The sequence below is a fragment of the Pedobacter steynii genome, from assembly GCF_001721645.1.
GTDB lineage: Bacteria > Bacteroidota > Bacteroidia > Sphingobacteriales > Sphingobacteriaceae > Pedobacter > Pedobacter steynii_A.
On the sequence record NZ_CP017141.1, the window covers coordinates 5,446,239 to 5,464,891 of the forward strand.

Sequence of the window (18,653 nt, forward strand, 5' to 3'; positions counted from 1 at the left end):
TTCCTGCAGGCCTCTTAAATATTAATTTTCTCTGATAACCGTAATAAAGCCTCTGAATTTAAGTGTGTTCGGTCCGAAGTCTATGATGTAATAATAGGTTCCTTCATCCAAAGGACGGCCATTTAGCATGGCATCCCAGCTGTTGTCGTATGCTCTTTTGGTATAAAGAATACGGCCTGCTTTATCAAAAACCTTCACTTCGTTATTCGGATAGAAATCAATGTTATCTATGACCCATTTGTCATTAAAACCATCACCGTTAGGAGATATGATATTGGTGCCTTTAATCAGCGCCAGATCGTCCAATACCCTCAGCGTAAAGGTTTGTGATTGCGAACAACCATTGGAATTAGTGGCGGTTACGGTATAGGTGGTGGTTTCACGTGGTCTTACTGTAAGGATTGCAGTGTTTTGCCCGGTTAGTATACCTTCGCTGTTTTCCCAGACATAGCTTGTTCCACCACTTGCGGTTAGGATGACCGTTGCCCCTTTACTCACCTGGTTTCCACTATTGCTGCTGATCATAAGTTGCGGAGCAGCATTAACTGTAATCTGGAAAGAACTGGTATAGGTATCTGTGCCACCATTTGCTGTGCCTCCGTTATCACGGACCATTACGGTAACTGTGGCAGTTCCTGAGGCACCATTTCTCAGTCTATAGCTCAGTGTTCCTGTATTTCCGCTACCGGTTACTGTTAAGGTCTGGAACAGGCTGGAATTGCTGCTGCTTACACTTAAGGTAGTCGTCTGGTTACTTTCCGGTCCGGCACTGATTCCTGCTAAAGCTACCGTTTGTGTTGCTGAAGTATAGCATAACGTTTGATTGCCGATGGCAGAAAGCGTAGGAATTTCATTTACATCGGTTAAGCTGATGTTGAATTCTTTTTCCAGTGCGGTGTTGTTTTGGGTAACAGAACGAACCCTTACCTTATAGCTGGCTTTACTTTCATAATCAGGACTGGTATTGCTGATCAGTTTGTTGCCGCTGATGGTAAATAATCCATTGTCTGCATCTCCCGCACCTGATACCAGTGTATAGGTAAATGTGGCAGCAGGATGATCTGAAGTACTGCTAAACGTTCCTGTTTCAGCTCCGGGAGCTGAATTCTCATACCATGGGACACTGGCCAGACTGATGTTTGTGATTGCATCCAGTTTAACGGTTAGTGTTCCTTTCTGATAGGTGATGGCATAATTGGCAGCTGCTGCAGCACCGACATTGATGTCGTACGTGCCTATAGGGCTATTGGTTGTTGCGGTTGTTGATAAGTTCGGCTGGGTACTCAGCACCGAGTTACTTTCTCCGTTTGCCAGACCAGAATAGCTGGCGGTCAGCACCGGATTCACTTCGCCAAGGAATTTCTCTTTAGCATCTGCAGTGATCAATAAGCCTTTCCTGTTTACCGTCAATTTACCGTTGGTATAGCTGATGTTATAATTGCTTATTCCTGTTCCGGCAGCATTGGTTGCAATGATGTCGTAATCGGAACCTGCAACACTTGCCGTTGCTGCTGCACCCGGACTGCTGAGTGTTACTGAAGTCACTACATCTCCATTGATCAATCCGTTGGCAGTAAACTCAGTTCCAGCGAAAACGAGTGTTTCCCCATAGGTTTTGCTCAGGTTAGCTACGGTGATGCTGAGTGCTTTCTGAGTGACCGTCAGCACTCCATCTGGATTGTTGACCGAGTAGTTAGACAGTTTGTTACCTGGATCTGTTAACGTAGCAACAATCGGATAAGTAAGTCCTCCTGCGGCATTTGCAGCAGCACCGGTACTACTTCTGGTTACGGTAATCTGATCGCCATTTTGAAGTCCGGTAATGCTACCGTTGAAGTCAGCATCGGTCAGCACATCTCCATATGCTTTAGAGCGGTTGTTGTTTACGATAGTCAGCGTTCGAGTGTTTACTGTTAATGTTTGCTGAACGTCGGTTGCCGGACTAAAGGCTGCATTTCCTGGCTGACTTGCAGTGATGGTAGTACTTCCGGCTTTTAAAATTGTGGCGGTATTGCCCACAATAGAAACAATGGAAGGATCTGCAGCGGTATACGTTACCGGAAGGTTTGCCGAAGAGTTTGCATTACCCAGGCTGAAAGGAGCATCGCCATAGATTTTTGCAGCAATGGTATTGAAGGTGATGGTCTGACTGCCTTTAGGAACTGCAGATACATCAGCACTCAATGCGCTTAGGTTACCGGCCTGATCTATGGTCTGGATGCGGTAATAATAAGTGGTACCATTCGTTAATCCAACATTTGTATAGGTTGTTGTACCTGCTGGGATATCGGCCAATACTGTAGTTGGAGCTGGGCTTGTGCCGGAATAAATGCGGTATTTAGCCAGATCGGGTTCTGTATTAGCTGCCCAGTTTAATAGGATTTCTGTATCACCGGCGGTGGCAGTTAAGCCAGTTGGAATTGCCGGTGCATTTTGATCAAATGTAACTGAACCTGTTCCTGTAGAAACCGGAATACCTGTATTTCCTACCAGATCATTGAATGCGATTTGGTAAGGAACGAGGCCTTCTGCATCTGTTGAAACAAAGGTATAGGTTGCTGTCCAGTTGTTTCCTGAGGCCGTTGGGATTACCGTATGACCTGCAATCGTAACTACCGGAGTTTGTAAGGCTTCACTTGCAGTGAAGGTCAGGGTTGCAATATTTCCTGCTTTTGCAAGTGTCGGAACTGAATTGTCCGAACTGATGTTCACTGCAGCTAGGGTAGGGATGACCTTATCGAAAGTCACCGAGCCTGTTCCTGTAGAAACCGGAATACCTGCATTTCCTGCCAGGTCACTGAAAGTAATTTGGTAAGGAACTAAACCGTCTGCATCTGTTGAAGTAAAGGTGTAGGTTGCTGTCCAGTTATTTCCGGAAGCAGTTGGAGTAACCACATGACCCGCAATAGTAACCACCGGAGTTTGCAGCGCTTCAGTCGCTGTAAATGTTAATGTCGCTGTATTGCCTGGTTTGGCCAGGGTAGGTATGGCATTATCTGAACCAATATTCACCGCAATCAGGGTTGGTACTGATTTATCTAATGTTACTGAACCTGTGCCTGTAGAAACCGGAGTGCCTGCATTTCCTACAAGGTCACTGAAGGTGATCTGATAAGGAACGAGGCCTTCTGCATCTGTTGGAATAAAGGTATAGGTTGCGGTCCAGTTGTTTCCTGAAGCAGTTGGGGTAATCGCATGTCCTGCTATGGTGACTACCGGCGTCTGTAAGGCTTCACTGGCTGTGAAGGTTAACGTAGCGGTATTGCCCACTATGGCAAGTGTAGGATCTGCATGATCAGAAACAATGTTGACTGCACTTAAAGTTGGCACTGATTTATCTAAGGTCACGGAACCTGTTCCAGTAGAAACCGGAGTGCCTGCATTTCCTGCCAGATCACTGAAGGTAATTTGGTAAGGAACCAAACCTTCTGCATCTGTTGAAATGAAGGTATAGGTTGCAGTCCAGTTATTTCCGGAAGCAGTTGGGATAACCGTATGTCCCGCTATGGTGACTACTGGTGTTTGCAATGCTTCGCTGGCGGTAAAGGTCAAAGTAGCTGTATTACCCACTTTTGCAAGGGTAGGGTTTGAGAAATCAGAAACAATGTTGACTGCACTTAAAGTTGGCACTGATTTATCTAAGGTTACGGAACCGGTACCTGTAGAAACCGGACTGCCGGCATTTCCTGCAAGGTCACTAAAAGTGATTTCATAAGGAACCAAACCTTCTGCATCTGTTGAAGTAAAGGTGTAAGTTGCTGTCCAGTTATTTCCGGAAGCCGTTGGCGTCACATTGTGGCCGGCAATCGTAACTACTGGAGTTTGCAGTACTTCGCTTGCTGTAAATGTTAACGTGGCGGTATTGCCCGGTCTGGCAAGTGTTGGGTCCGCATGGTCAGAAACAATGTTTACCGCAGTTAAGCTCGGTACCGATTTATCCAAAGTGACAGAGCCTGTACCTGTAGAAACCGGAGTACCTGGATTTCCCGCAAGATCACTGAAGGTGATGCTATAAGGAACCAGACCTTCGGGATCTGCTGAAGTGAAGGTATAAGTAGCTGTCCAGTCATTTCCGGAAGCGGTTGGAATTACCGTATGACCAGCGATTGTAACCGCAGGTGTCTGTAATGCTTCGCTTGCTGTAAATGTTAGGGTTGCTGTATTACCCACTATCGCCAGGAATGGAACAGGATTGTTAGAGGTAATTTCTACTGCTGTTAAGGTCGGTATTGATTTATCTAAAGTGACAGAGCCTGTACCTGTAGAAACCGGAGTGCCTGGGTTTCCAGCCAAATCAATGAAAGTAATTTGGTAAGGAACGAGGCCTTCTGCGTCTGTTGGGATAAAGGTATAGGTAGCGGTCCAGTTATTTCCGGAAGCCGTTGGAATGACAGTATGACCTGCAATCGTAACAACAGGTGTCTGTAATCCTTCGCTTGCCGTAAATGTTAAGGTAGCCGTATTACCTACCACAGCGTAAAGCGGATTGCTATTGTTCGACACAATGTTTACTGCTGATAAAGTCGGTATACTATGGTCAAATGTATAAATACTGCCCGTGAAACCGCCTGAGATGTTGTTTCCAGCTGCATCGGTGATTCCTGTTCCGCTGGCATTCAGGTTCAGACCCATCGTTCCATCTCCGGTGATCGCATTCACAGTTACGGTGAATACCTGGTTGTTTGTAGGTGTAATGCTGGCTATTGTTCCACTGGTGCCGGTTAGCGCCAAGTTGAAATCAGCCGGATCTACATTGAACACATCTTTAGAGAAAGTGACGGTGTAATTAACGCTGGTTGCTGTAGAAGGATTAGGATCTGCAAGTGCAATTGCATTGACAATCGGAGCGGTGGTGTCTATAGTTACCACCAGCCCTGTTGAAACCGGACTTACATTACCTGCTACATCAGTTGCTTTTGCAGTGATGGTATGTGTTCCTGGTGTCAATGTGTTTGCTGTAATTGACCAGTTTCCACCGGTAGCAATACCGGTTCCGATTACAGTTGTCCCGTCAGTATCATATAACGTTACGGTTGAACCTGGTTCTGCGGTACCTGTGAATACAGGGGTGATCACATTGGTGATGTTATCAGAATTCGATATTCCACTATCACTTGCTGCAGCCAGAACAGGCGCAGATGGAGCGTTAGGACTCTGAGTATCGAAAGTCAGGGCAGGGGTTGTTCCTGCGCCACCATCATTACCAGCCGCATCTGTATACGTTGCTGCAGCTACAGTAATGCTTGCTGTTCCAGAGCTTGCCGGTGTCGGTGTAAAGGTTGCGGTACGGGTTAAACCAGAACCGGATATGGCTCCAAGTGTTCCTCCGCTTACCACGACATCACCGGTAGTTCCGTCCCAGGCAAAAGTTGTTCCCGGATCTTCACTGAAGGTAAAGGTGATGTTGGCTGTTTCTCCTGATTTTAATTGAGGCACATCACTGGTGATGGCCAGGGTCGGAGCAGTGGTGTCAATAGTTACTGCCAGTCCTGCTGAAGCCGGGCTTTCATTACCCACTGCATCAGTTGCTTTAGCAGTAATGGTATGTGTGCCTGGTGTCAATGTACTTGCTGTAATTGACCAGTTTCCACCGATAGCAATACCGGTTCCGATTACAGTTGTCCCGTCAGTATCGTAAAGGGTTACAGTAGAACCTGGTTCTGCGGTACCTGTAAACACAGGAGTGGTCACATTGGTGATGTTATCAGAATTCGATATTCCACTATCACTTGCTGCAGCCAGAACAGGCGCAGATGGAGCGTTAGGGCTCTGAGTATCGAAAGTCAGGGCAGGAGTGCTTCCTGCTCCACCATTATTACCCGCTACATCGGTGTAAGTTGCTGCTGCTACGGTAATGCTTACCGTTCCAGAGCTTGCCGGTGTCGGTGTAAAGGTTGCGGTACGGGTTAAACCAGAACCAGATATGGCTCCAAGTGTTCCTCCGCTTACCACGACATCACCGGTAGTTCCGTCCCAGGCAAAAGTTGTTCCCGGATCTTCACTGAAGGTAAAGGTGATGTTGGCTGTTTCTCCAGATTTTAATTGAGGTACATCACTGGTGATGGCCAGGGTTGGAGCAGTAGTATCAATAGTTACTGCCAGTCCTGCTGAAGCCGGACTTTCATTACCCACTGCGTCAGTTGCTTTAGCAGTAATGGTATGTGTGCCTGGTGTCAATGTGCTTGCTGTAATTGACCAGTTTCCACCGGTAGCAATACCTGTTCCAAGAACAGTTGTCCCATCGGTATCGTAAAGGGTTACAGTAGAACCTGGTTCTGCGGTACCTGTAAATACAGGAGTAGTCACATTGGTGATGTTATCAGAATTCGATATTCCACTATCACTTGCTGCAGCTAGAACAGGAGCAGATGGAGCGTTAGGACTCTGAGTATCGAAAGTCAGGGCAGGGGTTGTTCCTGCGCCACCGTCATTACCTGCTGCATCGGTGTAGGTTGCTGCAGCTACAGTAATGCTTGCCGTTCCAGAGCTTGCCGGTGTCGGTGTAAAGGTTGCGGTACGGGTTAAACCAGAACCAGATATGGCTCCAAGTGTTCCTCCGCTTACCACGACATCACCGGTAGTTCCGTCCCAGGCAAAGTTGTTCCCGGATCTTCACTGAAGGTAAAGGTGATGTTGGCTGTTTCCCCGGCTTTTAGCTGTGGCACATCACTGGTGATGGCCAGAGTTGGAGCAGTAGTGTCGATCGTTACTCCCAGTCCTGCTGAAGCCGGACTTTCATTACCCACTGCGTCAGTTGCTTTAGCTGTAATGGTATGTGTGCCTGGTGTCAATGTACTTGCTGTAATTGACCAGTTTCCACCGGTAGCTACACCAGTTCCGATTACAGTTGTCCCGTCAGTATCATATAACGTTACGGTTGAACCTGGTTCTGCGGTACCTGTAAACACAGGAGTGGTCACATTGGTGATGTTATCAGAATTGGATATTCCACTATCACTTGCTGCAGCCAGAACAGGAGCAGATGGAGCGTTAGGGCTCTGAGTATCGAAAGTCAGGGCAGGGGTTGTTCCTGCGCCACCGTCATTACCCGCTGCATCGGTGTAGGTTGCTGCTGCTACTGTAATGCTTACTGTTCCGGTACTTGCCGGAGTTGGTGTAAAGGTTGCGGTACGGGTTAGACCAGAACCGGATATGGCTCCAAGTGTTCCTCCGCTTACCACGACATCACCGGTAGTTCCGTCCCAGGCAAAAGTTGTTCCCGGATCTTCACTGAAGGTAAAGGTGATGTTGGCTGTTTCTCCTGATTTTAATTGTGGTACATCACTGGTGATGGCCAGAGTTGGAGCAGTAGTATCGATCGTTACTGCCAGTCCTGCTGAAGCCGGACTTTCATTACCCACTGCGTCAGTTGCTTTAGCCGTAATGGTATGTGTGCCTGGTGTCAATGTACTTGCTGTAATTGACCAGTTTCCACCGGTAGCAATACCGGTTCCGATTACAGTTGTCCCGTCAGTATCGTAAAGGGTTACGGTAGAACCTGGTTCTGCGGTACCTGTAAACACAGGAGTGGTCACATTGGTGATGTTATCAGAATTCGATATTCCACTATCACTTGCTGCAGCCAGAACAGGAGCAGATGGAGCGTTAGGACTCTGAGTATCGAAAGTCAGGGCAGGGTTGTTCCTGCGCCACCGTCATTACCAGCCGCATCTGTATACGTTGCTGCAGCTACAGTAATGCTTGCCGTTCCAGAGCTTGCCGGTGTCGGTGTAAAGGTTGCGGTACGGGTTAAACCAGAACCAGATATGGCTCCAAGTGTTCCTCCGCTTACCACGACATCACCGGTAGTTCCGTCCCAGGCAAAAGTTGTTCCCGGATCTTCACTGAAGGTAAAGGTGATGTTGGCTGTTTCCCCGGCTTTTAGCTGTGGCACATCACTGGTGATGGCCAGAGTTGGAGCAGTAGTATCGATCGTTACTGCCAGTCCTGCTGAAGCCGGACTTCATTACCCACTGCGTCAGTTGCTTTAGCCGTAATGGTATGTGTGCCTGGTGTCAATGTCTTGCTGTAATTGACCAGTTTCCACCGGTAGCAATACGGTTCCGATTACAGTTGTCCCGTCAGTATCGTAAAGGGTTACGGTAGAACCTGGTTCTGCGGTACCTGTAAACACAGGAGTGGTCACATTGGTGATGTTATCAGAATTCGATATTCCACTATCACTTGCTGCAGCCAGAACAGGAGCAGATGGAGCGTTAGGACTCTGAGTATCGAAAGTCAGGGCAGGGGTTGTTCCTGCGCCACCGTCATTACCAGCCGCATCTGTATACGTTGCTGCAGCTACAGTAATGCTTGCCGTTCCAGAGCTTGCCGGTGTCGGTGTAAAGGTTGCGGTACGGGTTAAACCAGAACCGGATATGGCTCCAAGTGTTCCTCCGCTTACCACGACATCACCGGTAGTTCCGTCCCAGGCAAAAGTTGTTCCCGGATCTTCACTGAAGGTAAAGGTGATGTTGGCTGTTTCCCCGGCTTTTAGCTGTGGCACATCACTGTGATGGCCAGAGTTGGAGCAGTAGTATCGATCGTTACTGCCAGTCCTGCTGAGCCGGACTTTCATTACCCACTGCGTCAGTTGCTTTAGCCGTAATGGTATGTGTGCCTGGTGTCAATGTACTTGCTGTAATTGACCAGTTTCCACCGGTAGCAATACCGGTTCCGATTACAGTTGTCCCGTCAGTATCGTAAAGGGTTACAGTAGAACCTGGTTCTGCGGTACCTGTAAACACAGGAGTGGTCACATTGGTGATGTTATCAGAATTCGATATTCCACTATCACTTGCTGCAGCCAGAACAGGAGCAGATGGAGCGTTAGGACTCTGAGTATCGAAAGTCAGGGCAGGGGTTGTTCCTGCGCCACCGTCATTACCAGCCGCATCTGTATACGTTGCTGCTGCTACTGTAATGCTTACTGTTCCGGAGCTTGCTGGCGTTGGTGTAAAGGTTGCGGTACGGGTTAAACCAGAACCGGATATGGCTCCAAGTGTTCCTCCGGTTACCACGACATCACCGGTAGTTCCGTCCCAGGCAAAAGTTGTTCCCGGATCTTCACTGAAGTAAAGGTGATGTTGGCTGTTTCTCCTGATTTTAATTGAGGCACATCACTGGTGATGGCCAGGGTCGGAGCAGTAGTATCAATAGTTACTGCCAGTCCTGCTGAAGCCGGACTTTCATTACCCACTGCGTCAGTTGCTTTAGCAGTAATGGTATGTGTGCCTGGTGTCAATGTACTTGCTGTAATTGACCAGTTTCCACCGGCAGCTACACCAGTTCCGATTACAGTTGTCCCGTCAGTATCATATAACGTTACGGTTGAACCTGGTTCTGCGGTACCTGTAAACACAGGAGTGGTCACATTGGTGATGTTATCAGAATTCGATATTCCACTATCACTTGCTGCAGCCAGAACAGGAGCAGATGGAGCGTTAGGACTCTGAGTATCGAAAGTCAGGGCAGGGGTTGTTCCTGCGCCACCGTCATTACCCGCTGCATCGGTGTAGGTTGCTGCTGCTACTGTAATGCTTACTGTTCCGGAGCTTGCTGGCGTTGGTGTAAAGGTTGCGGTACGGGTTAAACCAGAACCGGATATGGCTCCAAGTGTTCCTCCGGTTACCACGACATCACCGGTAGTTCCGTCCCAGGCAAAAGTTGTTCCCGGATCTTCACTGAAGGTAAAGGTGATGTTGGCTGTTTCTCCTGATTTTAATTGAGGTACATCACTGGTGATGGCCAAGGTTGGAGCAGTGGTGTCAATAGTTACTGCCAGTCCTGCTGAAGCCGGGCTTTCATTACCCACTGCGTCAGTTGCTTTAGCTGTAATGGTATGTGTGCCTGGTGTCAATGTACTTGCTGTAATTGACCAGTTTCCACCGGTAGCAATACCGGTTCCAATTACAGTTGTACCGTCAGTATCATATAACGTTACGGTTGAACCTGGTTCTGCGGTACCTGTAAACACAGGAGTGGTCACATTGGTGATGTTATCAGAATTCGATATTCCACTATCACTTGCTGCAGCCAGAACAGGAGCAGATGGAGCGTTAGGACTCTGAGTATCGAAAGTCAGGGCAGGGGTTGTTCCCGCGCCACCATCATTACCAGCCGCATCTGTATACGTTGCTGCAGCTACAGTAATGCTTACTGTTCCGGAGCTTGCCGGTGTCGGTGTAAAGGTTGCGGTACGGGTTAAACCAGAACCGGATATGGCTCCAAGTGTTCCTCCGCTTACCACGACATCACCGGTAGTTCCGTCCCAGGCAAAAGTTGTTCCCGGATCTTCACTGAAGGTAAAGGTGATGTTGGCTGTTTCTCCTGATTTTAATTGAGGTACATCACTGGTGATGGCCAAGGTTGGAGCAGTGGTGTCAATAGTTACTGCCAGTCCTGCTGAAGCCGGGCTTTCATTACCCACTGCGTCAGTTGCTTTAGCAGTAATGGTATGTGTGCCTGGTGTCAATGTGCTTGCTGTAATTGACCAGTTTCCACCGATAGCAATACCGGTTCCGATTACAGTTGTCCCGTCAGTATCGTAAAGGGTTACGGTAGAACCTGGTTCTGCGGTACCTGTAAACACAGGAGTGGTCACATTGGTGATGTTATCAGAATTCGATATTCCACTATCACTTGCTGCAGCCAGAACAGGTGCAGATGGAGCGTTAGGACTCTGAGTATCGAAGGTCAGTGCAGGGGTTGTTCCTGCGCCACCGTCATTACCAGCCGCATCTGTATACGTTGCTGCAGCTACAGTAATGCTTACTGTTCCGGAGCTTGCCGGTGTTGGTGTAAAGGTTGCGGTACGGGTTAGACCAGAACCAGATATGGCTCCAAGTGTTCCTCCGGTTACCACGACATCACCGGTCGTTCCGTCCCAGGCAAAAGTTGTACCCGGATCTTCACTGAAGGTAAAGGTGATGTTGGCTGTTTCTCCTGATTTTAATTGAGGCACATCACTGGTGATGGCCAGGGTCGGAGCAGTAGTATCAATAGTTACTGCCAGTCCTGCTGAAGCCGGACTTTCATTACCCACTGCGTCAGTTGCTTTAGCAGTAATGGTATGTGTGCCTGGTGTCAATGTACTTGCTGTAATTGACCAGTTTCCACCGGTAGCAATACCGGTTCCGATTACAGTTGTCCCGTCAGTATCGTAAAGGGTTACGGTAGAACCTGGTTCTGCGGTACCTGTAAACACAGGAGTGGTCACATTGGTGATGTTATCAGAATTCGATATTCCACTATCACTTGCTGTGGCCAATACTGGCGCAGACGGAGCATTTGGAACGGAAGTATCAAAGGTCAGTGCAGGAGTGCTTCCCGCGCCACCGTCATTACCAGCTACATCAGTATACGTTGCTGCTGCTACAGTAATGCTTGCCGTTCCGGTACTTGCCGGAGTTGGCGTAAAGGTGGCGGTACGGATTAAACCAGAACCAGATACGGCTCCAAGTGTTCCTCCGCTTACCACAACATCACCGGTAGTTCCGTCCCAGGCAAAAGTTGTTCCCGGATCTTCACTGAAGGTAAAGGTGATGTTGGCTGTTTCTCCTGATTTTAATTGAGGTACATCACTGGTGATGGCCAGAGTTGGAGCGGTGGTATCAATGGTTACGATAAGTCCGGATGAGGCAGGACTTATATTGCCAATTGCATCCGTTGCTTTGGCGATAATAGTGCGTGCGCCTGGTATCAATGTACTTGAAGTAATTGACCAGTTTCCAGCTGTTGCAATGCCAGTTCCGATTACGCTTGTACCAGCGACTGTTCCGTCAGTAACATAAAGTGTTACTGTTGAACCTGGTTCTGCGGTACCTGTAAATACAGGTGTGGTGACATTGGTAATGTTATCAGAATTAGATATTCCACTATCACTTGCTGTAGCCAGAACAGGCGTAGATGGGGCATTTGGAATGGCTGTATCGAAGGTCAGGGCAGGGGTTGTTCCTGCGCCGCCATCATTACCAGCTACATCAGTATAAGTTGCTGCTGCCACAGTAATGCTTACTGTTCCGGAACTCGCCGGAGTTGGTGTAAAGGTTGAGGTACGGGTTAAACCAGAACCAGATATGGCTCCGAGTGTTCCTCCGGTTATTACTATATCACCGATAGTTCCATCCCAGGCAAAAGTTGTACCCGGATCTTCACTGAAGGTAAAGGTGATGGTTGCTGTTTCCCCTGCTTTAAGTTGTGGCACATCACTGGTGATGGCCAAGGTTGGAGCAGTAGTATCTATAGTTACTACCAGTCCTGCTGAAGCCGGGCTTTCATTACCCACCGCATCAGTTGCTTTAGCGGTAACCGCATGTACTCCAGGAGTCAGAACGGAGCTGGTGATGGACCAGTTTCCACCGGTAGCAATACCGGTTCCAAGAACAGTTGTCCCATCGGTATCATATAGCGTTACGGTTGATCCTGGTTCTGCGGTACCTGTAAATACAGGAATGGTGACATTGGTAATGTTATCTGAATTAGATACTCCACTGTCGCTTGCTGTTGCCAATACTGGCGCAGACGGAGCATTTGGAACGGAAGTATCAAAGGTCAGTGCAGGAGTGCTTCCTGCTCCGCCATCATTACCAGCTACATCAGTGTAAGTTGCTGCTGCTACAGTAATACTTACCGTTCCGGAGCTCGCCGGAGTTGGCGTAAAGGTTGCAGTACGGGTTAAACCAGAACCGGATATGGCTCCAAGTGTGCCTCCGCTTACCACGACATCACCAGTAGTTCCATCCCAGGCAAAAGTTGTACCCGGATCTTCACTGAAGGTAAAGGTGATGGTTGCTGTTTCCCCGGCTTTTAGCTGTGGCACATCACTGGTGATGGCCAGAGTAGGAGCAGTGGTATCAATAGTTACTGCCAGTCCAGCTGAAGCCGGGCTTTCATTACCCACCGCATCAGTTGCTTTGGCGGTAACTGTATGTACTCCAGGAGCCAGAACGGAGCTGGTGATAGACCAGTTTCCACCGGTAGCTACACCAGTTCCCAGAACAGTTGTCCCGTCGGTATCATATAGCGTTACGGTTGATCCAGCTTCTGCGGTACCTGTAAATACAGGGATGGTCACATTGGTGATGTTATCTGAATTCGATATTCCACTATCACTGGCTGTAGCTAATACTGGCGCAGACGGGGCGTTTGGAATGACCGTATCGAAGATCAGTGCAGGGGTTATTCCTGCGCCACCGTCATTACCTGCTGCATCGGTGTAGGTTGCTGCAGCTACAGTAATGCTTGCCGTTCCAGAGCTTGCCGGTGTCGGTGTAAAGGTTGCGGTACGGGTTAAACCAGAACCAGATATGGCTCCGAGTGTTCCTCCGGTTACCACGACATCACCTGTAGTTCCGTCCCAGGCAAAAGTTGTTCCCGGATCTTCACTAAAGGTAAAAGTGATGGTTGCTGTTTCCCCTGCTTTAAGTTGTGGCACATCACTGGTGATGGCCAGAGTAGGGGCGGTGGCGTCAATGGTTACTACAAGTCCGGCTGAAGCCAGGCCTTCATTGCCTGCGGCATCTGTAGCCTTTGCTGTCAGTGTATGTGCCCCTTCGGTCATCGTAGTCGCTGTAATAGACCAGTTTCCACCGGTAGCTACACCGGTTCCCAATACGGTTGTGCCGTCGGTATCATATAGCGTTACGGTTGATCCAGCTTCTGCGGTACCTGTAAATACCGGAATAGTGACATTGGTAATGTTATCCGAATTTGAAACTCCACTGTCGCTGGCCGTAGCCATAACAGGTGTAGATGGTGCATTTGGTGCGGTAGTGTCAATGACGAAATCTTTATTTGCGCCTAAAGAACCGGCTGCACCAGGTGCAGGTAAGGTTAATGCTGCATTGGCGCCCATTGCATTCTGAATCGTACTGCCTCCTGCAAGTGTCAGGGAATTAATCGCGGTATAATCCAGATCTGCTGAAGTCTCACCGGCAGCTACTGTATAAGTAAAATTAAGGGTATTGGTTCCACTGCCTGAGGCATAAATGGCCTTACCGCCACTATTCAGGGCAAGCTCAGGATTCCCGGTTACGAAAACAGGCTGGTCAAATGTAATGGTCACATTAATGACTCCTCCTTCTTTGTAAAGGGTGACTGTGTTTGTAGAGCTGACATTAGTTACTCCGAGGAATAACAGGGTCTGGTGTAGCCCCTGGGTGAATATTGGATTGGTTCCAATTGTGGAGATGATTGCTTCTCCGACAGTAAAATCCACAGTACTCCCTCCGGGCAATGCGCCCGTGCCACCTCCGGCACTGGCTGTATGGCTATTCGCAGATTGAGCATTTGCTGTTAAGCAAGCCAAAATCGAAACCCATAACAATATAATTGTTTTAAGGTATCTCATGATAATATGTTTAATGATCTGCTTAACTGATTTACTCAATACTTAATCCGGCACCGGCATAACCAGCTGTGGTAGTAAGCAGGCTTATCCCCGCAGCTGAAGTAGAAAACACCAGCAAAAATCGCGTCTGAGCGGTTACCGGAATGTTGAGGCCTGTCGTAATTCCATTGGATACTGCTCCTATACTAATGATGCCTGACAATGAAGGTGCTAAAGTAACCGAGGCTCCTGGAACAGCGGTAAAACTGTTATTGGGTGCTGTACTCGAGTAAAGTTGTGCGGTAATGGCTACAGTTGTACCGATAAGTGATAAGGCAGCTGTAGTACTGAAATAAGCAGACATACTTTTGATTGTCCCAGATCTTGGCATGGAGAAAGCGAAGTTTAAAAGTGTACCCGCTGCTCCTGTCAGGTCAATTGTAGAACCAAGTAGGGAGAGGCTGGGTGCACTGTTACCGAAGCCAATAAAGCTGGGTGTACCGGCAAGTCCACCTGCAATGGTCGTCAAGGTTACAGGTACGCCCGATGCAAAAGGAATAATTGCGCCACCATTTGTGCTACCCGATGCATCATTTGCATCGGTGAGTCTTACCCATACACCTGTTTTTGAATAGTAAAATCCTTTCGGTGCATTAGTTTGATAAACCAATAAACCATCACTTGGAGAAGCTATTGCTGCTGCTGAGGCCACTCTGGGAATTAGTATTCCCTTGGTGCTTGACCAGATATCTAAAACGGCATCTGTTGCCGGAAAAGTACCCGTTCCCGCTCCAATACCTACGCTTCCAGCATTATTGTTTAAAATGTCCGTGCCAGAAAGAGACCAGCGATTATCATTGCTTTTCTCTGAATTTAAGGCATAAGGTACGCTGACCAGCTCGACGGTTCCGATGGTGGTATAGGCGGTACCCCCGGTTATATCGGCCTCAATTTTAAGGTATTTATTTCCAGTATTCCAGGGAATGGCTGAAAAGGTTCCGCTCACCACGGTTCCTGCTCCGATTTGCAAATTTACCAGCCCGAATGCATTAGAAGTTGGTAGTTGTGTCTCTGTATATACAGCGGCACCCACAGGTCCTTCCTGTACGGTTAACCTGAGTCCCACAGCCTGGTTGGGTACAGGCTGTCCGGCGGGGTTTCGGATGACGGCCTGATAGTTTATTTTTTGTGGAGCTTGCGCGAAACTTTTAAGCGCAAATAAAAATAACACTAATAGAGTAAAAGTTGCTTTTTTCATAAGAGAGAGGATAAGAGGTGATTAATTTATATGATGGTATAACTTTTCTTTGCGCGTTACTCAAAGTTATCAGGCATGTTATACTAAAAATCAAATTTTAACGTTGTATTTGTCTAACTATTCAATAGTTGTAAAAAAAAGAGGGTTTAAGAGACTTTCTTTCGGGAAAAATAAGCGGTAGGCATTAAGCCTGTTTCTTTCTTAAATGCATTATAGAATGTGGCGATGCTTTTGAAACCACATTCATGAGCAACAGATTCTATGGTCATTCTTTCCGCTTTAAGTGGATACTGCTCCATAAAGGAATTAATCCGGTACTCATTGATCCAGTCGCGGAAATTTTTCCCGATGAGGTTATTGAGCACAAAAGAACAGTGATGAACCGGGATATTAAGTTCTCCGGCAAGATCAACAATCTGAAAGCTCTCCAGCAGGTACGGCCGTTTCATTTCCATCACTTCTTTCATTGAATTGGAATAACTGATCAGCTGATCAGGTAAAAGGCTTACTTTTTTTGCAGAGTTCAGAACAGGAGGGGCATGAGATTTAATGGCTTCCATATCCAGGTCAACGGAGACAAATAGATATCCGTAGAATAATTTAGGCTGATGCAGCACAAAAATGAGAATGACTAGTAGGATCATACAATTCAGTATCATCAACACCGTATTGATCCCTGGTTTTTCTACATTCCACAACAGGAGGGGAAGGAAACCTGTCAGCTGAAAAAAGGTGGCAGTCTTAAGAAAGAATGAAAGCCAGTTTCTGCCGGAATGACCTGCTTTACTATCCAGTATTCTTGATTTCAATACCACATACCAGGTGGCAATGAGATAGCCCACAATCAGGACAGGTCTACCGAGGTAATAGAATAATGCAGGAAACAGACCGGTTCTTTCGGTTATAAACAATTGTTTGTTCCTTTCAACTTGGTCGGCCACTACAGGCCAGTTAATTTCATTCAATGGCCAGGGAAAGACATGAATTAACGCTAAACAGGCAGGAATAAAATGCATCCATTGAAATTTAAGCAGGCGGCTGTTACCCTGGATAAAGCTGGAGACATATAAATAAAAACAGGCAGGAGCCGCATAGCTAATCGGGGTGAAAACCTGGTAAAGTGTTGGGTATAGATGCTGTTGATCGGAGTGAATGAGTAGTGAAATCAGAATCTGACCAAAACGTGTAAAGAAAAGTACAGCCAGTAAACGGTTCAATAGCTTTATTCCTCGTTTTGCGAAAAACAAGTGTTGTGAAAACAAGAGTAGAAAAAAGCAGCTAATGCTGGTGAAAAATAGATAGAGCGTCATAACAACCAGGTAGTTAACTAAATATAATTCTTTTTTTTTGAATAAAAGATAAAATATTTGGATACTATCGGGTTAATAGTTTATCTGAAATAAGCTATATTTTTCTCTGTGTGAACGTAGGAAGTTTTAATTGTTAATTATTAAGCTGTCTTTTTTATTTTTAATACTTAGTAGAAAATATTGGAGTAATTTTTATGTTTTTCGGATATTGTCCTGTAAACTCACATTGAACAAAATGAACAGTTTTGAGCTTTGAAAGCTCAGCGGTTCCTGCCCGGATGGGCGGTGGTTGCGGTACAAAAAAATAGAGCGGTAATTATTCTTATACCGCTCCGGGTTAGGTGATACTAGAATTCAATATCGTCAGCCAGATTTCCACCTTGTGCATGACTAAACAATTGCGTGTATTTTTCTCTGTAGGCGTTCTGTGTCTGATTGTATTTTTGATAATCAGCGGCAATATCTTTATGGATCTGTTCGTTCCATAATGAAGCGGCGATTTGAAAATCGCCCAGAGGAATTCCGTATTGATCTACAATCCAGTTTGCTCCGTCCAAACCATAATCATAAGCAACCTGTCTGGCCACCTCCAGTTCCTGATAAAAATCTTTATCTGTTTTGATTTTTTCAATATTTCCTACACTTTGCGGAGAGACATTCGTTTGCAGGTTACTGAATTTCGGATGTTGGTCTGCGGTACCAAAATATTGGCCAAAAAGAGTGACAATCTGATAGGTCGCATCTTCTTTCATCCGTTCTTGCCACAATAAATTGGCCTCCTGCCATACTGGGAATTCTACACCTAAGGCTTTTGCTGCTTCATTTTCGCTTAAACCGCTTCCCATTTTTGCGCAGGCAGCGCTGTAATCTTCTAAACTAATACCGTGAATTGGTTCTAATAGTGGGTTCTCAGACATTTTTTTAATATTTAATAATGATGAATAGTATGATCTTTTAGTAAACGTTGGTAAAACCGCTCATTTTCGGCTCCCGTGTCCGGCGTTATTTTATTCCATTCATCGAACATGGAACGTAAATATTGCTGATATAGGACTGGATTTTTGGGTTGACTTTCTTCATAAAGCTGAAGCAGGTGAGCGGTACGTTGCTCTGCAAGGCTCCTTGCCTGATAGAATATCATCTGCATTTCAGTAGAGGGGGTATAGGTGTTTTGTGTCTGACAAAATTGGCAACGGATATAGGTCGCAATGAAGAACATTTTTGGAATGATTATTTTTCCGCCACATTGTTTGCAGATAAATTTGTCTTTTATGCGTTCAAATTCCGCCAATTGTTCTCGATAAGCTTTTTCCAGATCATGCTTTCCTTCCGATGATCTGAGTAAAGAGATCGCCTCATTTATTCTGGTTTCAAAATGATGGTGCCGGTCAAAACAGCTCATTTTAAATTGATAAAGGCGATTATCGTTGCGTCCGGCACTGGAAATTAAATCAGGCAGGAGAGAAGTGGCCGCATAAATAAAAGGAATAATGTGTTCTTCCTTTGCATTGTTAGCTTTCTGTCGCATTTGGTTAATTTGTCCAAGCAGAGCATTCAGCATCCGGCTATGGGTTCGCTTATAAGGATCGCTATCCTGATTGAACACAGCAGTGAGTTCAGGCATAGCAGCAGTACATAACTCTTCGAGCCTGTTTTCCAGCTTATCAAGAAAGACAAACCATTTTTCTTCCGTTTGTCTGATTTCTTCCGGCAGTGCGGGGTTGTTGTATTTAGACTTCAAAAATCCGAACATCAG

The 18,653-nt window shown here is 46.7% G+C and carries 10 protein-coding genes; all 10 read right to left on the reverse strand.

Going from position 1 to position 18,653, the window contains the following annotated elements:
• Positions 1 to 21: 21 nt before the first annotated feature.
• A complete protein-coding gene (locus tag BFS30_RS22520; RefSeq protein ID WP_069381349.1) occupies positions 22 to 6,567 on the reverse strand; it encodes an Ig-like domain-containing protein in 6,546 nt (2,181 codons plus the stop codon).
• Entirely contained in the window at positions 6,561 to 7,631 is a 1,071-nt protein-coding gene (locus BFS30_RS22525; RefSeq protein ID WP_257785609.1) for an Ig-like domain-containing protein, read from the reverse strand. The genes BFS30_RS22520 and BFS30_RS22525 overlap by 7 nt, the downstream gene beginning before the upstream one ends.
• The gene (locus BFS30_RS22530) at positions 7,628 to 7,945 is read right to left on the reverse strand and encodes an Ig-like domain-containing protein (RefSeq protein WP_335645381.1); all 318 of its coding nucleotides are present in this window, start codon (positions 7,943 to 7,945) and stop codon (positions 7,628 to 7,630) included. Before BFS30_RS22530 ends, BFS30_RS22525 begins: the two co-directional genes overlap by 4 nt.
• Before the next feature lie 42 nt (positions 7,946 to 7,987).
• Positions 7,988 to 8,578 carry an Ig-like domain-containing protein gene (locus BFS30_RS22535; protein WP_157263013.1) on the reverse strand — a complete coding sequence of 197 codons (591 nt, stop codon included), beginning with the start codon at positions 8,576 to 8,578 and terminating at the stop codon, positions 7,988 to 7,990.
• The gene (locus BFS30_RS22540; protein WP_069381353.1) at positions 8,547 to 9,020 is read right to left on the reverse strand and encodes an Ig-like domain-containing protein; all 474 of its coding nucleotides are present in this window, start codon (positions 9,018 to 9,020) and stop codon (positions 8,547 to 8,549) included. Before BFS30_RS22540 ends, BFS30_RS22535 begins: the two co-directional genes overlap by 32 nt.
• Positions 9,014 to 14,350, reverse strand: coding sequence for a beta strand repeat-containing protein (locus BFS30_RS22545; RefSeq protein ID WP_157263014.1), 5,337 nt, complete (start codon positions 14,348 to 14,350; stop codon positions 9,014 to 9,016). The genes BFS30_RS22540 and BFS30_RS22545 overlap by 7 nt, the downstream gene beginning before the upstream one ends.
• Positions 14,351 to 14,381: 31 nt before the next feature.
• Positions 14,382 to 15,587 carry an exosporium glycoprotein BclB-related protein gene (locus BFS30_RS28160; protein ID WP_083252192.1) on the reverse strand — a complete coding sequence of 402 codons (1,206 nt, stop codon included), beginning with the start codon at positions 15,585 to 15,587 and terminating at the stop codon, positions 14,382 to 14,384.
• Positions 15,588 to 15,733: 146 nt separating this feature from the next.
• Positions 15,734 to 16,897: a helix-turn-helix domain-containing protein gene (locus BFS30_RS22555; protein ID WP_083252193.1), complete on the reverse strand. Its 1,164-nt coding sequence runs from the start codon at positions 16,895 to 16,897 to the stop codon at positions 15,734 to 15,736.
• A gap of 347 nt (positions 16,898 to 17,244) precedes the next feature.
• Entirely contained in the window at positions 17,245 to 17,814 is a 570-nt protein-coding gene (locus tag BFS30_RS22560; RefSeq protein ID WP_069381356.1) for a DUF6620 family protein, read from the reverse strand.
• An 11-nt stretch (positions 17,815 to 17,825) separates the two neighbouring features.
• Positions 17,826 to 18,650 carry a hypothetical protein gene (locus tag BFS30_RS22565; RefSeq protein ID WP_069381357.1) on the reverse strand — a complete coding sequence of 275 codons (825 nt, stop codon included), beginning with the start codon at positions 18,648 to 18,650 and terminating at the stop codon, positions 17,826 to 17,828.
• Between the last annotated feature and the right edge of the window lie 3 nt (positions 18,651 to 18,653).